The organism is Mesorhizobium sp. AR02 (assembly GCF_024746835.1).
In the GTDB taxonomy this organism is placed as follows: domain Bacteria; phylum Pseudomonadota; class Alphaproteobacteria; order Rhizobiales; family Rhizobiaceae; genus Mesorhizobium.
The window spans coordinates 3,110,729-3,125,967 of sequence record NZ_CP080531.1; the positions used below are offsets into that span (position 1 = coordinate 3,110,729).

A 15,239-nucleotide genomic window follows, 5' to 3' on the forward strand; every position below is an offset into this window, starting at 1 on the left:
CATGGCCGAACGCGGAGCCGGTCGGGGATCTGCTGCCACCGACGTTGCAAGCGGTGATATCGATCGGATATCGTCCACCCTTCAACCGCTTGGAAGGCAGTGCCATGCATCTCACCTCGCTGCTGATCTTCGCCGCCGCCTTGTTCGTCGCTGCCGGTTCTCCCGGCCCGTCGATTGCCGCCCTCGTCGCGCGCGTCATCGCGAAGGGCTTTCGCGACGTGTTTCCGTTCCTGCTCGCCATGTGGATCGGCGAGGGCATCTGGCTGTCGCTGGCGGTGTTCGGGCTGGCCGTGGTGGCGCAGACTTTTCACTTCGCCTTTGTTGTCGTGAAATGGGTGGGTGTCGCCTATCTCGCCTGGCTTGCCTGGAAGATGTGGACGGCGCCTGTCGATGCGAAAGAAGGCGAGATGCCGCGCGAGGATTCGGCGATAAAGCTGTTTTTCGCCGGCATGGCTGTCACGCTCGGCAACCCCAAGATCATGATGTTCTACCTGGCGCTGCTGCCGACCATTATCGACCTCGCTTCGGTCAGCATCGTCGGCTGGGTCGAGCTGACGGCGACCATGGCGGTGGTGCTGATCGCCATCGATCTCGCCTGGGTGCTCGCCGCCTCGCAGGCGCGCAAGCTGCTGAAGAGCAAGCGCGCCATGAAGATCGCCAACCGCGTCAGCGCCACGACGATGGCCGGCGCTGCCGCGGCGATTGCGGCGCGATCCTGAGGCGGAGCCTCAGCCCATCATATTGATGATCGGTGCGATCTCGACGTTGCAGTTGGGCTCCATCAGGATCGGACAATCCTTGGCCTTGCCAGCAGCGTCGTCGATGTCCTTCGCCTCGATGATCGAGTAGCCGCCGGTCGGGTTGCTGCCGCCATTGTTGTCCACCTTGCCGCCGGGCAGGACGGTCTTCGACATGCCGACCGGATTGCCTGGGTCGACAACAGCCGAGCCAAGCTTTCCAAACCAGCCTGTCCAGGCGTCCGTCATCGCCTTTCGCTCGGCTTCGGTCGTCGGCATCTTGCCGGAGCCATGATAGACATAGAGAAACTTCGCCATGTTCTCCTCCCGTGATGAGCGGCATCGAACCGGCATGCGGTCATGCCGCCTGCCGATCATCGGACCAAACCGGCAAACAAGCAACGAGAATGCGTGGCCGCTAATGTACGGCGCGGGTTGGGTGGTAGCTGCGATCCGCTATCGCGCCATGGCGTGGTATTCGTCGTTCGGACGCATGTCGATTGCCGCGGCCACCCGGTTCGACATGTTGAAGAAGGCTGCTGTCGAGGCGATGTCCCAGATGTCGCGGTCGCTGAAGCCGGCCTTGCGCAGTGCCGCCCGGTCGGCCTCGACGATTTTCGCCGGCTCCTCGGTCAGCTTGACGGCGAATTCGAGCATCGCGGTCTGCCTCGGCGAAAGCGCGGCGGCGCGGAAATTCATCACCATCATCTCGCCGAGCGCCGGATCGCCGGACAATTGACGCACCGCGGCGCCATGCGCAGTCAGGCAGTAATAACAATGGTTGATGGAGGAGACAGTGACCGCGATCATCTCGCGTTCCAGCTTCGACAGGCCTGACTCGCCCAGCATCAGATCGTTGTACATGTCGGTGAAGGCGCGCAGCTTCTTGTCGTCGAAAGCGTAGGCCTTGAGCACGTTGGGAACGAGGCCGAGCTTCTCCTCGCATTTGGCGAAATAGGTTTTCGTCGGCTCGCTCAACTCTCCCGAGGCCAGATCAAGTGCGGTGATTTTGCCGGTCATGGGTCGTTTCTCCTCATTGGACGATGGCCTGCCGCCGAATTCGGATAATTCTTGGCAAGCCGTCAAACCTTTGTCGCCAAACAGCGGTCATCTGCTACGATAGTCGTAAAAGCATTCGACGGGAGGGAATAGCGTCATGGCCAGCGTGAAATCCGCAGCTAAGCCGAAGAAAAAAGCCACATCAGCGACAAAGACCGAGGAAAGGCCAGCCAGGCTCGCCGACTATCTGCTCGCCCGCGCGCCGGCGGAAGACATCGCCGCCTATGAAGTGGCCGACCTCGAACGCGCCGCCGACCTCGCCGGCCAGGCGGTCGCCGGCCACAAGAAGGGCGAGTGCGTCGTTGCCGTCGAGACCGATTCGGGCGTCGTTCGCGAAGGCCGCCCGGTGACGGTCATAACCGTCGTCAACGACAACATGCCGTTCCTGTTCGATTCCATCCTCGGTGAGATCACCGAGACATCAGGCGAACCGACCCTTGTGACCCACCCGGTCATCACCGTCCGCCATGGCAAACGCGGTGTCGAGGAAATCCTTGGCGACGGCAATTTCGCCAAGGACGACGGCAATCATGACCGACTGAGCGTCATCCACGTCCATATACCGCGGCTGACGACAGAGGCGGCGAACGGCTTGACCGAGCGGCTGCGCAAGATGCTCGGCCAGGTGCATGCCGCCGTCAACGACTGGCGGCCGATGCTGGCCCGGCTCGACCAGGCGATCTCGGAATTCCGCTATTCGCCGGTGCCGCTCGACAAGAAGAGCGTCGCCGAGGCGATCGCCTTCCTGGAATGGCTGCGCGACGACAATTTCACCTTCCTCGGCATGCGCGAGTTCAAATACACCGGCGGCGAGGAAAGCGGCAATCTGGAGCGCGCCGACAAGCCCGGCCTCGGCATCCTCAGCGATCCCGACGTGCTGGTGCTGCGGCGCGGCACCGAAGCGGTGACGACAACGCCTGAGATTCGCGCCTTCCTGCATGGGCCCGAGCCGCTGATCGTCACCAAGGCCAATGCCAAGTCTTCCGTGCACCGCCGCATCTATCTCGATTACATCGGCGTCAAGACCTATACCGCCAAGGGCGTGTTGTCGGGTGAACTGCGCATCGTCGGCCTGTTCACCTCGACCGCCTACACGCGCTCGGTGATGAAGATCCCGTATCTCCGGTCCAAGGCCGAAACCATCATCGCCAAGTCCGGCTTCGACCGGCACGACCATTCCGGCAAGGCGCTGATCAACGTGCTGGAAAGCTATCCGCGCGACGAATTGTTCCAGGTGCCGGTGCCGATCCTGCGCAAGCACGCCGCGGCCATTCTCGGCCTGATCGAGCGGCCGCGGGTGCGGGCGCTGGTGCGCGCCGACCAGTTCGACCGTTTCGTCTCGATCCTCGTCTTCGTGCCGCGCGACCGCTACGACAGCGTCGTGCGCGAGAAGATCGGCGCCTATCTGAAGACCGTGTTCGAAGGCCGGCTGTCGGCTTATTACCCGGCCTTCCCCGAAGGCGGGCTGGCGCGCGTGCATTTCATCATCGGCCGCTCCGGCGGCAAGACGCCAAAGGTCGAGCAGGCGACGATCGAGGCGGCGATCCGCGACATCGTGCGCACCTGGGAAGATGCCCTTTCCGATGCGGCGGACGCCGGTGGCGGCGACCAGGCGTTGAAGGCCATCGCCGCGCGGCTACCCGAAAGCTACCGGGACTCGTTCAGTGCCGCGGTGGCGCTGGTCGATGCCGGGCGCATCGCCAGGATCAGTGCCGGCAATCCGATCGCCATCGACTATTATCGCCACGCCGAGCAGAAGCCGCATCAGGCGGCGCTGAAGATCTATCACCATGGCAGTCCGGTGGCGCTGTCGCGGCGTGTGCCGGTGCTGGAAAACATCGGCTTCCGCGTCATCAGCGAGCGCACCTTCGAGGTCGGCGACGAGCAATCCGGGATGGTCTTCATCCACGACATGGAGCTCGAGAACAGCTACGGCAAGCCGATCGACCTTACCGATGGCGGCGCGCTGTTCGAGGATGCGTTCCTGTCGGTCTGGCGCGGCGATGTCGACAATGACGGCTATAATGGCCTTGCCCAGACCGCCGGCCTGTGGTCCGGCGAAATCACCATCCTGCGCGCCTATGGCCGCTACCTGCAGCAGGTCGGCATTCCGCAAAGCCAGGATTTCATCGCCGCGGCATTGAACCGCTATCCCGACATCGCGCGCGGCCTGCATGCGCTGTTCATTGCAAGGCTTGGCCCGACGGCCGAGACCGAAGGCGTCGTGGCGGCAAAGCACCTCAAGGCCAAGATCAAGGACGCGCTGGAGGATGTGCCCAACATCGATGACGACACCATCATCCGCCGCTATCTCAATTTGATCGAAGCCTCGCTGCGCACCAATCATTTCGTTGCCGATACGAAACAGAAAGGCCAATCGCTGGCGATCAAGCTCGAATCGCAGGCGGTCGAGGGACTGCCGGCGCCACGGCCGTGGCGCGAAATCTTCGTCTACGGTTCCGAGGTCGAGGGCCTGCATCTGCGCTTCGGCCCGGTGGCGCGCGGCGGCCTGCGCTGGTCGGACCGTGCCCAGGACTACCGCACCGAGGTGCTCGGCCTGGTCAAGGCGCAGCAGGTCAAGAACGCCGTCATCGTGCCGGTCGGCGCCAAGGGCGGCTTCTTCCCCAAGCGCCTGCCGGCCGGCGGCAACCGCGATGCGATCTTCGAGGCCGGCACCTCGGCCTACAAGAATTTCGTCTCCAGCCTTTTGTCGATCACCGACAATATCGGCCTGGACGGTGTCATTCCGCCGGCCGGCGTCGTGCGCCGGGACCAGGACGATCCCTATTTCGTCGTTGCCGCCGACAAGGGCACGGCGACCTTCTCCGACACTGCCAACGCCATTTCCGAGAAGCATGGCTTCTGGCTCGACGATGCCTTCGCCAGCGGCGGCTCGGCCGGCTACGACCACAAGAAGATGGGCATCACCGCCAAGGGTGCCTGGGAAGCGGTCAAGCGGCATTTCCGCGAGATCAACCGCGACATCCAGACCTCGCCGTTCACCGTCGTCGGTGTCGGCGACATGTCGGGTGACGTGTTCGGCAACGGCATGCTGTTGTCGCCGCAGACAAGGTTGATCGCCGCCTTCGACCATCGCGACATCTTCATCGATCCCGATCCGGATTTGGCGGCCTCGATGGCCGAGCGCGTGCGCATGTTCGCGCTGCCGCGTTCGAGCTGGCAGGACTATGACAAGAGCAAGCTGTCGGAAGGCGGCATCATCGTCTCGCGCAGCCAGAAGTCGATCACCTTGCCGGCAGCGGCAGCGGCGGCCATCGGCCTGGCGAAGACGACCGCCACGCCGGTCGAGATCATGACCGCCATCCTCAAGGCGCCGGTCGACCTCCTGTGGTTCGGCGGCATCGGCACGTATCTCAGGGCATCGACCGAGACCAATGCCGAGGTCGGCGACCGCGCCAATGATGCCATCCGCATCACCGCGCTCGACGTGCGCGCCAAGGTGATCGGCGAGGGCGCCAATCTCGGCGTGACGCAGCGGGCGCGCATCGAGTTCGGCATGAGTGGCGGCCGCTGCAATTCCGACGCCATCGACAATTCGGGCGGTGTCAATTGCTCCGACGTCGAGGTCAACATCAAGATCGCGCTGGCGTCGGCCATGCGCAAGGGATCGTTGACGCGCCCGGCACGCAACAAGCTGCTGGCGGAGATGACCGACGAGGTCGGCGGGCTGGTGCTGTCCAACAACTACCAGCAGACGCTGGCGCTTTCGATCGCCCGCAAGCGCGGCCTTGCCGACATCGCGCATCAGAGCCGTTTCATGACGGCGCTGGAAGCGCGCGGCCTGCTCGACCGCGTGGTCGAGACGCTGCCTTCACCGGCGGCGCTCGCCGAGCGCGAGGCGCGTGGTGAGCCGCTGACCAGAGCCGAACTCGGCGTGCTGCTCGCCTATGCCAAGATCGTGCTGTTCTCCGACATCGTTGCCAGCGACGTGCCTGATGACGCGCATTTCGACCGCGACCTGATGGGTTACTTCCCGGACCGGATGGCGAAGAAATACGCCGCCGAAATCCACGGCCACCGGCTGCGCCGCGAGATCATCGCCCGCGTCGTCGCCAACGATCTGGTCAACCGCGGCGGCCCGTCTTTCGTCAACCGGCTGCAGGAGGCGACCGGGCGCACCGCTGCCGACGTGGTGCGCACCTTCGCCGTGGTGCGTGACGGCTTTGCGCTGCCGGCGCTCTATCGCGAGATCGACGCTCTGGACAACCAGATCGATGGCCAGGTGCAGCTCGATCTCTACCAGATGGTCAGCCGGCTGATCTACGTCACCAGCGGCTGGTATCTCAAGAACGATGCCGGCACGGCCCCTCTGGGCCAGCGCATCGCAGAGCTGCAAGAAGCCCGCAAGGCGCTGGAGACCAAGCTCGTTTCGCTGCTGCCGGCCTTCTCGCGCGAGCGCATCGAGGAGAAGCGGCACGGGCTGTTCAAGGCCGGCGCGCCGGAAAAGCTCGCCGAGCAGCTGGCGCTGAGCGAGGTGGCGGAACTCATCCCCGACATCGCGCTGACGGCGCGCACGGCCGGCGCCGACATCGTCGCGGCGGCACGAGCGTTCTTCGCCGTCAGCGATGCCTTCCGCATCCCGCGTGTCGAGGACGCGGCGCGCTCGATCACGCCGTCGGACTATTATGACCAGCTGGCGCTGTCGCGCGCCACCGACACGATTGGTGCTGCACGGCGCGGCATTGCGGTGGCGGCACTCACCGGCCACGCCAAGGTGGCGGATCCTGTGGCGGCCTGGCTGGAAGCCGGTGGCGAGCGGGTGGCGCGTATCCGCGAGCGGCTGCAGGCGCTGACCGAAGGCGGCGACATCACCGTGTCGCGGCTGTCGGTGGCGTCGGGGCTGATGAGTGATCTGACGGGGATGTGAGGCTTACCCTCCCCGTTGTGGGGAGGGTCGCTGCGAAGCAGCGGGGTGGGGGCGGCGCCGACCCCCACCCGGACCTTCGGTCCGACCTCCCCACAAGGGGGAGGTAGGGGTTGGTGCCTTGCTCCATTCGCTCGGAGATGAGAGTGAACAAGCCAATGTATCGTGGCGCGACGCTTGTGTTTGCATGACCATCGGAAAACATGCAGACATGGCGCCGCCGACGAAACGTAGGCGAGTGGAGGGGATATGGCCGAGGTAGCAGTGCAGCGTGCGTCCGGGCGCGGCATCTGGGGATGGATGTTCTTCGACTGGGCGGCGCAGCCGTTCTTCACGGTCGTCACCACCTTCATCTTCGGCCCCTATTTTGTCTCGCGCATGGCGAGCGATCCGACCACCGGTCAAGCCGTCTGGGGCTACGGCATCGCCGCGGCGGGGTTGGTCATCGCCGTGCTGTCGCCGATCCTCGGCTCGATCGCCGACCAGACCGGGCCGCGAAAACCGTGGATCGCCTTCTTCGCCGCGATCAAGATCACCAGCCTCGCCTTGCTCTGGTTCGCGGCGCCCGGCTCGAACCTGTTCCTGATCGTGGCGCTGTTCTCTCTGGCGTCGGTGGCGGCGGAATTCTCCACCGTGTTCAACGATTCCATGATGCCGCGGCTGGTGCCGAAGAGCGAGATCGGCCGTATCTCCAACACGGCCTGGGGGCTCGGCTATCTCGGCGGCATGATTGCGCTGATCTTCGTCGTCACCTGTCTCGCCGGCTCGCCGGAGACCGGCAAGACGATCATCGGCATCAACCCGCTGTTCGGGCTCGACCCGAAGCTCGGCGAGGATGCGCGCGCCACCGGGCCGTTGTCGGCCGGCTGGTACTTCCTGTTCATCCTGCCGATGTTCTTCTTCACCCCCGATGCCATCAAGGGCATCCCGATCGGGCCGGCGGTGCGCGAGGGTCTGTCGGAGCTGAAATCGACGCTGGCCGAGGTGCGCCGGCGCGGCGGCATCTTCCGCTTCCTCGTCGCCCGCATGATCTACCAGGACGGTGTCAACGCGCTGCTGGCGCTCGGCGGCACCTTCGCGGCGGGCATGTTCCACTGGTCGATCACCGAGATCGGCATGTTCGGCATCATCCTCAATGTCGTTGCCATCTTCGGCTGCTGGATCGCGGCGCGGCTCGACACCGCGCTCGGCTCCAAGGCCGTGGTGATGATTGCGCTGGTAATGCTGTCCATCGCTACCATCGGCGTCATCTCGACCGGTCCGGGCTTCACGCTGCTCGGCCTGATCCAGCTTTCGACAGTCGACTCAGGTGGCCTGTTCGGTACGGCGGCCGAGAAGGCCTACATCCTATACGGCCTGCTGATCGGGCTGGCCTTCGGGCCGGTGCAGGCGTCGTCGCGCTCCTACATGGCGCGCAGCGTGACAGCAGCCGAATCCGGCCGCTATTTCGGCATCTACGCGCTGGCCGGCCGGGCAACCAGTTTTCTGGCGCCGTTCCTGGTGGCAACCATCACCGCGCTCAGCGACTCGGCGCGGCTCGGCATGGCCGTGATCATCCTGTTCCTGGGTATCGGCATGGCGATCCTGATCGAGACGCCTTATCCGGCGGATCGGCCGGCGGAGTGACTTTACCCTCCCCCTTGTGGGGAGGGTCGATCCGCGAAGCGGAGCGGGGTGGGGGGCGGCGCTGCCCCCACCCCGTCTCACGAACTTTGCTTCGCAAAGATCGTGCGCCGACCCTCCCCACAAGGGGGAGGGTAAGGCGCCTAATGCCTGAAATGCCTAACCCCGGTAAACACCATCGCAATGCCATGCTCATCGGCAGCGGCGATGACGTCGTCGTCGCGCATCGAGCCGCCGGGCTGGATGACGGCGGTGGCGCCGGCTGCAACCGCGGCAAGCAAGCCGTCGGCGAAGGGGAAGAAGGCGTCGGAGGCGACGACCGAGCCCTTGGTCAGCGGCTCAGCCATGCCGGCAGCCTCCGCCGCGTCGAGCGCTTTGCGCGCGGCGATGCGTGAGGAATCGACACGGCTCATCTGGCCGGCGCCGATGCCGACGGTGGCGCCGTCCTTGACGTAGACGATGGCGTTCGACTTGACGTGCTTGGCGACGCGGAAGGCGAATTTGAGATCGGCCATTTCGGCTGATGTCGGCGCGCGCTTGGTCACTACTTTCAGTTCAAGATCGTCGACCACGGCATTGTCGCGGCTCTGGACGAGCATGCCACCGGCGACGGATTTGACCGTCGCGCCGGGCGAGCGCGGATCCGGCAGGCCGCCGGTAACCAGCAGGCGCAGGTTCTTCTTCGCCGCGATGATTGCCGCCGCCTCTTCGGTCGCATCGGGCGCGATGATGACCTCGGTGAAGGTTTTCACAATTTCCTGCGCCGCCTCGGCGTCGAGGGTGCGGTTTAAGGCGACGATGCCGCCGAAGGCCGAGACCGGATCGCAGGCCAGCGCCTTGGCGTAAGCAGCCTTGAGCGATGTGCCTTCGGCGACACCGCAGGGGTTGGCGTGCTTGATGATGGCGACAGCGGCGGAGTGGGCAGGGTCGAACTCGCCGGCCAGTTCGAAGGCGGCGTCGGTGTCGTTGATGTTGTTGTAGGACAGCTGCTTGCCCTGCAGCTGGCGCGCGGTGGCAACGCCCGGCCGCTTGTCGCCATTGACGTAGAAGCCGGCGCTCTGGTGCGGGTTCTCGCCGTAGCGCATCACCTCGGTCAGCCTGCCGCCGAAGGCGCGCCAGGTCGGGTGGTCGATCTCGAGCGTCTCGGCGAACCAGCCGGAGATCGCCGCGTCATAGCTGGCGGTGCGGGCAAAGGCCTTGGCCGCCAGCTTCTTGCGGAAATCCAGCGACAGCGAGCCGATGTTCATTTCCAGCGCGTTCAGCACCGAGGCATAGTCGCCTGGGTCGGTGACGATGGCGACATAGGCGTGGTTCTTGGCCGAGGCGCGGATCATCGCCGGGCCGCCAATGTCGATGTTCTCGACGATCGCGGCATAGTCGGCGCCGGAGCGGCGGACTTCCTCGAACGGATAGAGGTTCGAGACGAGGAGATCGATCGGCTCGATGTGGTGTTTGCGCATCGCCGCCGCGTGTTCGGGGTCGTCGCGCACGCCAAGCAGCGCGCCGTGCACGGACGGATGCAGCGTCTTGACGCGGCCGTCCATGATCTCGGGAAAACCGGTGAGCTCGGAGACGTCGCGCACCGCCAGGCCCGCCTCGGCGATCGCCTTGGCGGTGCCGCCGGTCGAGACCAGTTCGACACCGGCCGCGGCCAATGCCCTGGCGAAGTCGATGAGGCCGGTCTTGTCGAAAACGGAGAGCAAGGCACGGCGGACGGGAACGAGATCCGGTGCGGGAATGTTCTTGGCGGCGACGGCCATGGGCTGGCGGCCTTTCACGGCTGGAGGGGCAAGCCCGCGCCGTAGCACATGACATCAGGAAATCAAGCGTCGTGCACCATTCGGCGGTTTGATATGCAATTTGCCGGCCTCGGGTATAGGCTGGTCTCCTCGCGATGGAGGAGCACCGATGGCATTTGTCCGTATTGGCCAGTTCACGGCGTTGCCGGATACGACGGAGCGGTTGCGGGCGATCTACGAAACCGAGGCGATCCCCGCTATCCGCGCCGCAACCGGCAACATCAGCGCCGTGCTGTTGCAGCAGCATCAGGCGCGCGACGCGTTCATGGCAATCACCGTTTGGAGCACTGTCGAGGACGCGGAGCGCTATGACCGCAGCGGTCAGGCGGCGGCGATGGTCGACAAGATCCGCTTCGCCTTCGCCGGTCCGCCGACGCTCAGCACCTATGATGCATTCGGTATCCCGCAGCAGATTTGAGCGAGTCGCCCGCCTTCGCGCGGCAAATCAATTGTTTTCCGGATAACCGGAAATGCTGGTGCGCGTCAGCTGCCAGTGCACTTCGGACACGTCGGAGGCCTTGAAGGCAAGCACGATCTGCCGGCTGCGGCGCGGGCCGCCAAGACCGGCGAAATAGATCGATTCCTCGACCTCGGGCACCACTTCGGTTGCCGTGAACACCCAGCTGTCGGCCTGATCGGCGGTCAGCACCAGCCGGTCATGCTCGTCCTGCAGCAGGTTGATGTCGGGATGGACATGGAAGCGCACGGTGATGAAGTCACGGCCATTGTTGCGGATCGCGGCATTGCCGGGGCGCTGGAACCGGTCCCTGCCGGCCAGCACATTGCCGTTCGTCGACAGTTTCAGCTCACGCTCATGCAGGAAGCCGAAACGCGGGACATAGCCGTCATGGCGGGCAATGAAGCCCTGGACGCCCTTCTGGTCGATGCGCTTGCACTGCACTTGCTGCGGGCCGCCGATCAGCGGCGAACCGAGCAGGTCGTTGACGCGCAGCGAATGGCTGAAGCGTGCCGAAGAAGTGTCGTTGATGGTGGCGGTCGAGTGCGCGGCGGTGGCTCGGGCCAGCGGCCGGAATTCGGCGGCGCCATAGGTGTCGATGCCGGCATTGACGATGTAGTGCTGGCGGCCGGACGACAGTTCGAAGGCGAGGCAGCCGGCATGTGCGGCGTTGGAAACGTCGACCGGCGGCGGCAGGCCGGTGTCGGCGATGACGGTGACGCCGCCCATCGACAGCCGCTCATAGCCCGAATGCGGCGCGTGTAGCAGCGGCGCGCCGGCGGTGTCGTCATGGCGCAATATGGTGGCGATGCGGTCATGGATGGTGGCGCCCATGCCGTTGAAGCGGGCGAGGCTGCCGTCCTGGTGGCGGAAGAAGCGCAGCGCCGGCAGCATGCGGTCGATGGCGCCGATCAGCGCCTGCGGCGGGGTTTCCGCCTGGTTGGCATAGGTCTGGCGCAGCGGCAAAAGGTCGGCGAGGATTTCCAGCACCGCCATCGGATTGCGTGAGATATGGCCGCCATCGGCGAGAATCTGGCGGTTGAGTTCCTCGGCCAGGTTGCGGGTGGCACCGCGCAGCGCCGAAGCCGGCGCCGGCAGGGACAGGGCGGCGAAGGCCAGTGCGATGCGGGCACGCAGCCGGTCCTTGCCGTCCGGCATTTCGCGCGCCATCGACCTGAGGTAGCGGATCTGGACGGCCAGCGATTTCAGGAAGGCGCGATAGAAGGGGAACTCGGCGCCCTGCAGCACGACGGAGGAATGCTGCAGCCAGGCGATGATGCGCTTGGCCGTCGTGCCAGGTTCCCAGCCGATGCCGGCAATGTTGTTGCCATGCATGGCGATCCAGTCCGAAACCAGGGCACGCGCATTGGCGGCGGCAAGCTCGGTGCCGGCGGCGCGCATGTGACGCAGCCAGCGGAAGCCGTGCAGCGTCTTCTGCCAGCCATGATTGGGGACGTTGATCTGGAACGGCGACTTGCCACCGGTTTCGACCAGGTGCCCCGACAGGGGATAGCGGCCGTAATAGATCTCGAGCGCGATCTGCGGGTCGGCGAGGCGCAGGTCCGGCGGTGCGATCAGCACACGTTCCGGCGTGCGGCCGGAATAGCGCCAGCGGTAGACCGGCCCGGCACGCAGGCGCCGGCGCGTCTTGCGCCAGAACTCCTTCGCGACAAGCGTCCACAGACGCGTCGTGTTGCTGGCAGCCAGTGCCAAAAGCCCTCCTGGTCGTCCTCTACCCCGGCGCAGAGTTTACATGATTGAACGAGTCGTGCGAAGGCGAATTCCTGGGAATGGGTCCGGTGCCCCATACCCTCCCTAAAAAAGTCAGCAAATCCGGGTGGTTAAGTCAAATAGCGCCGCACCGGCCGGTCGGATGCGACGCGATTTGTTTTTGTTCTATGCATGTCGTTACCCCAAAACCGCTACGCACTTTTGGGCGACATGCATTAGCCGGCTCGGCGCATGCGGGCGGCGAAGAAGCCGTCCAGGCCCGAGCGCTCCGGCGCGCCGAGGTCGAGATCGGTGGGCGTGGTGCGCAGCGTGCCTTGTTGCGTCAGGAACGAATCGATGCCGGCGATCTCGCCTTGCCGCAGCGGATCGTCGACGGCATCAGGCGTTTCCTTCAGAAAAGCGCGATAGAGATCCTCGCCTTCGAGCGGGTCGAGCGAACAGTTGGAAAAGACGATCCGGCCGCCAGGTTTGACCAGCGTGATGGCGCGGGCGAGCAACCGCCTTTGCAGGTCGGCGAGCTTTTCGACATCGGCGGCCGTCTTGGTCCATGGCACGTCGGGATGCCGGCGCACCGTGCCGGTCGACGAGCACGGTGCGTCGAGCAGCACGGCGTCGAACAGTTCTTCCGGCTCGTATTTGATGAGGTCGGCCTGGACGATGTTGGCCGACAGGCCGAGGCGGTCGAGATTCTGCGCCAGCCGCGCCAGCCGGTTCTTCGAGGTGTCGACGGCGGTGACCCTGGCGCCGGCCAGGATCAGCTGGGCGGTCTTGCCGCCGGGCGCGGCGCAGAGATCGGCAACACGCAATCCGCTGACATCGCCGAACAGCCGAGCCGGCAAGCTGGCCGCGGCATCCTGGACCCACCAGGCGCCTTCCGCGAAGCCGGGCAGTTCGGTAACGGCACCGACAAGGTTTTCCACGCGCACCGTGCCGGTGGGCAGGACGATGCCGCCGAGCTTTTCGGCCCAGAGTTCGGGATCGGCCTTGACCGAGAAGTCGACGGGCGCCTCAACGCGATGGGCTTCGAGGATCTGTCGGGCCTTGTCAGCGCCATAGGCGGCCTTCAGCCGGTCGGAAAACCATTTTGGCGCTTCGTCGGTGGCGGCAAGGGCGGCGGGCAGTTCTGTGTCCTTGGCGCGCGCCAGCGTGCGCAGCACGCCATTGACCAGTCCGGAAAAGCGCTGGGTGCGCGGATCGGACTTGGCGTGGGTGACCGCCAGGTCGACAGCGGCGCTGTCGGGAATATCGAGGAACAGGATTTGCGCCGCCGCCACATGCAGTATGTGGGACAAAGCGGTGGCGTTGGGCGGCAGCGGCTTTTCCAGGCGCCGCGCCAGCAGCCCAGTAATGGTCATGCGGAAGCGCAGCGCGGTGACCAGGATGGCCCGCACCAGGCCTCGGTCGCGCAAATCGAGTGCCTTGTATTGCGGGTGGCCGTTCTCGTGGTCGGTCAAACCGTCGAGCGGCGTACGGGCGTCGATGACCGCGGCAAGCAGGCGCGCCGCCGCCTTGCGGGCGGCGAGACCGGCGACGAATTCGCCGCCGTCTTTATGATCCTGATCGCCTGAACCTGTGCGCCGAGGTGCTGCCACGCTCACGACCATCGGCCCTTGGGCCCGGTCGGGTTACGACCCCATGGATTGGACTTCGGCTTCTCAGGCTCCGCCGGTAACTCAGGTTGCGCGACCTGGCCCCACGGGCCGGACGGCTGTTGGCCCTCGGCCTGCCGAGGCGCCGGTGCCTGGTGTGGCGCAGCCTGGGTGTCGCCGCCTGCCATCTGCCGTGCCATCTCTTGCAACGCGGCGATGCGGTTGTCGGTGCTCGGGTGGGTGGAGAACAGATTGTCCATGCGCTCGCCGTGCAGGGGATTGATGATGAAGAGATGCGCCATCGCCGGATTGCGCTCCGCATCGGGGTTGGGGATGCGTTCTGCTCCACGGGCGATCTTGTCAAGCGCGGATGCCAGCCACAGCGGGTGTCCACAGATTTCGGCGCCGCGCCGGTCGGCCTCGTATTCGCGGGTGCGGCTGACCGCCATCTGCACGATCATGGCGGCAAACGGCGCCACGATCATCGCCGCCAGCACGCCGACAAAGCCGAACGGGTTGTTGTTGCGGTTGCCGCCGAGGAAAAAAGCGAAATTGCCGAGCATCGAGATGGCGCCGGCAAAGGTGGCGACGATGGTCATGGTCAGCGTGTCGCGGTGCTGGACGTGCGCGAGCTCGTGCGCCATGACAGCCGCGACTTCTTCATGGGTCAGCCGCTGCAACAGGCCGGTGGAGGCGGCGACCGCCGCGTTCTGTGGGTTGCGGCCGGTGGCGAAGGCGTTCGGCTGCGGATTGTCGATCAGATAGGTTTTCGGCATCGGCAGCCCGGCCTGCTTGGCCAGCGCCTGGACGATGGCGTAATATTCCGGCGCATTCTTCTCGTCGACCTCGACGGCACGGTTCATCGACAGCACCATCTTGTCGGCGTTCCAGTAGCTGAACAGATTGGTGCCAGCGGCGATCACAAAGGCGATCATCATGCCGCCCGAACCGCCGATCAGGAAGCCGACGCCCATGAACAGTGCCGTCATCGCGGCAAGAAGCATGGCGGTGCGAATGGTGTTCATCGTCTGCTCCTATCGTGTCGCTGGCAAAAAGGGGTCGATCGTCTTGGTTTCATGGCTATATGATGGGAAACGCCTGCCGCTGTTTCAATCCGCGGGGAATATCGCATGACCGACGAAACCAGTAAAACGCCCGCCGGCCCGGATGACGATGCGCCGCCGAAAGAACTGACGCCTGCCGCGCGGCGGGCACTGGCCGAGGCCGAGGCGCGGCGCACCGAATATCGCGAGAAGGAAGCCGCGCTGCCTCGGGAAATCGGTGGCCGCGGCGGCAAGGAACCCGGCCGCTATGGCGACTGGGAAGTCAAAGGCCTGACCAGCGACTTCTAGATCATGA

11 protein-coding genes are annotated in these 15,239 nt (G+C 65.2%); 5 read left to right on the plus strand and 6 right to left on the minus strand.

The features are described 5' to 3' along the window. Positions 1-104 precede the first annotated feature (104 nt). Positions 105-719 carry a LysE family translocator gene (locus tag DBIPINDM_RS19160; protein WP_258588697.1) on the plus strand — a complete coding sequence of 205 codons (615 nt, stop codon included), beginning with the start codon at positions 105-107 and terminating at the stop codon, positions 717-719. Positions 720-728: 9 nt separating this feature from the next. Here DBIPINDM_RS19160 and DBIPINDM_RS19165 read toward each other — a convergent pair whose 3' ends face one another. Together DBIPINDM_RS19165 and DBIPINDM_RS19170 are read right to left on the minus strand one after the other, a co-directional pair. Next, positions 729-1,055, minus strand: coding sequence for a hypothetical protein (locus DBIPINDM_RS19165; RefSeq protein ID WP_258588698.1), 327 nt, complete (start codon positions 1,053-1,055; stop codon positions 729-731). 138 nt (positions 1,056-1,193) lie between these two features. Further along, positions 1,194-1,757, minus strand: coding sequence for a peroxidase-related enzyme (locus tag DBIPINDM_RS19170; RefSeq protein WP_258588699.1), 564 nt, complete (start codon positions 1,755-1,757; stop codon positions 1,194-1,196). A gap of 136 nt (positions 1,758-1,893) precedes the next feature. Between DBIPINDM_RS19170 and DBIPINDM_RS19175 the strand changes: the two genes are divergently transcribed. Together DBIPINDM_RS19175 and DBIPINDM_RS19180 are read left to right on the plus strand one after the other, a co-directional pair. After that, positions 1,894-6,684 (plus strand): NAD-glutamate dehydrogenase, encoded by a 4,791-nt coding sequence (locus DBIPINDM_RS19175; protein WP_258588700.1) that lies wholly within the window; start codon positions 1,894-1,896, stop codon positions 6,682-6,684. 246 nt (positions 6,685-6,930) lie between these two features. Beyond that, positions 6,931-8,307, plus strand: a complete 1,377-nt coding sequence (locus DBIPINDM_RS19180; protein WP_258588701.1) for an MFS transporter — start codon at positions 6,931-6,933, stop codon at positions 8,305-8,307. Positions 8,308-8,447: 140 nt separating this feature from the next. Here the strand turns inward: DBIPINDM_RS19180 and purH are convergent, their stop codons facing one another. Then, the gene (gene purH / locus DBIPINDM_RS19185) at positions 8,448-10,064 is read right to left on the minus strand and encodes a bifunctional phosphoribosylaminoimidazolecarboxamide formyltransferase/IMP cyclohydrolase (protein ID WP_258588702.1); all 1,617 of its coding nucleotides are present in this window, start codon (positions 10,062-10,064) and stop codon (positions 8,448-8,450) included. A 148-nt stretch (positions 10,065-10,212) separates the two neighbouring features. Here purH and DBIPINDM_RS19190 point away from each other — a divergent pair, with 148 nt between their 5' ends. Further along, positions 10,213-10,521 carry a putative quinol monooxygenase gene (locus DBIPINDM_RS19190; RefSeq protein ID WP_258588703.1) on the plus strand — a complete coding sequence of 103 codons (309 nt, stop codon included), beginning with the start codon at positions 10,213-10,215 and terminating at the stop codon, positions 10,519-10,521. A gap of 27 nt (positions 10,522-10,548) precedes the next feature. On the opposite strand, the gene DBIPINDM_RS19195 is transcribed toward DBIPINDM_RS19190, so the two are convergent. The 3 genes from DBIPINDM_RS19195 to htpX all read right to left on the minus strand — a co-directional run bounded on the left by DBIPINDM_RS19195 (position 10,549) and on the right by htpX (position 14,905). Continuing rightward, the gene (locus DBIPINDM_RS19195; protein ID WP_258588704.1) at positions 10,549-12,273 is read right to left on the minus strand and encodes a heparinase II/III family protein; all 1,725 of its coding nucleotides are present in this window, start codon (positions 12,271-12,273) and stop codon (positions 10,549-10,551) included. 233 nt (positions 12,274-12,506) lie between these two features. Further along, complete coding sequence (locus tag DBIPINDM_RS19200; protein WP_258588705.1) at positions 12,507-13,895, minus strand: RsmB/NOP family class I SAM-dependent RNA methyltransferase; 1,389 nt, start codon at positions 13,893-13,895, stop codon at positions 12,507-12,509. Then, positions 13,886-14,905 (minus strand): zinc metalloprotease HtpX, encoded by a 1,020-nt coding sequence (htpX, locus tag DBIPINDM_RS19205; RefSeq protein WP_258588706.1) that lies wholly within the window; start codon positions 14,903-14,905, stop codon positions 13,886-13,888. The genes DBIPINDM_RS19200 and htpX overlap by 10 nt, the downstream gene beginning before the upstream one ends. Before the next feature lie 105 nt (positions 14,906-15,010). On the opposite strand from htpX, the gene DBIPINDM_RS19210 reads away from it, so the two are divergent. Next, a complete protein-coding gene (locus tag DBIPINDM_RS19210; protein WP_258588707.1) occupies positions 15,011-15,232 on the plus strand; it encodes a DUF1674 domain-containing protein in 222 nt (73 codons plus the stop codon). Positions 15,233-15,239: the final 7 nt, after the last annotated feature.

Coding starts and splice junctions, on each gene's coding strand:
- DBIPINDM_RS19160 (WP_258588697.1), top strand. CDS start 105: ATGCATCTCACCTCGCTGCTGATCTTCGCCGCCGCCTTGTTCGTCGCT.
- DBIPINDM_RS19165 (WP_258588698.1), bottom strand. CDS start 1,055: ATGGCGAAGTTTCTCTATGTCTATCATGGCTCCGGCAAGATGCCGACG.
- DBIPINDM_RS19170 (WP_258588699.1), bottom strand. CDS start 1,757: ATGACCGGCAAAATCACCGCACTTGATCTGGCCTCGGGAGAGTTGAGC.
- DBIPINDM_RS19175 (WP_258588700.1), top strand. CDS start 1,894: ATGGCCAGCGTGAAATCCGCAGCTAAGCCGAAGAAAAAAGCCACATCA.
- DBIPINDM_RS19180 (WP_258588701.1), top strand. CDS start 6,931: ATGGCCGAGGTAGCAGTGCAGCGTGCGTCCGGGCGCGGCATCTGGGGA.
- purH (WP_258588702.1), bottom strand. CDS start 10,064: ATGGCCGTCGCCGCCAAGAACATTCCCGCACCGGATCTCGTTCCCGTC.
- DBIPINDM_RS19190 (WP_258588703.1), top strand. CDS start 10,213: ATGGCATTTGTCCGTATTGGCCAGTTCACGGCGTTGCCGGATACGACG.
- DBIPINDM_RS19200 (WP_258588705.1), bottom strand. CDS start 13,895: ATGGTCGTGAGCGTGGCAGCACCTCGGCGCACAGGTTCAGGCGATCAG.
- htpX (WP_258588706.1), bottom strand. CDS start 14,905: ATGAACACCATTCGCACCGCCATGCTTCTTGCCGCGATGACGGCACTG.
- DBIPINDM_RS19210 (WP_258588707.1), top strand. CDS start 15,011: ATGACCGACGAAACCAGTAAAACGCCCGCCGGCCCGGATGACGATGCG.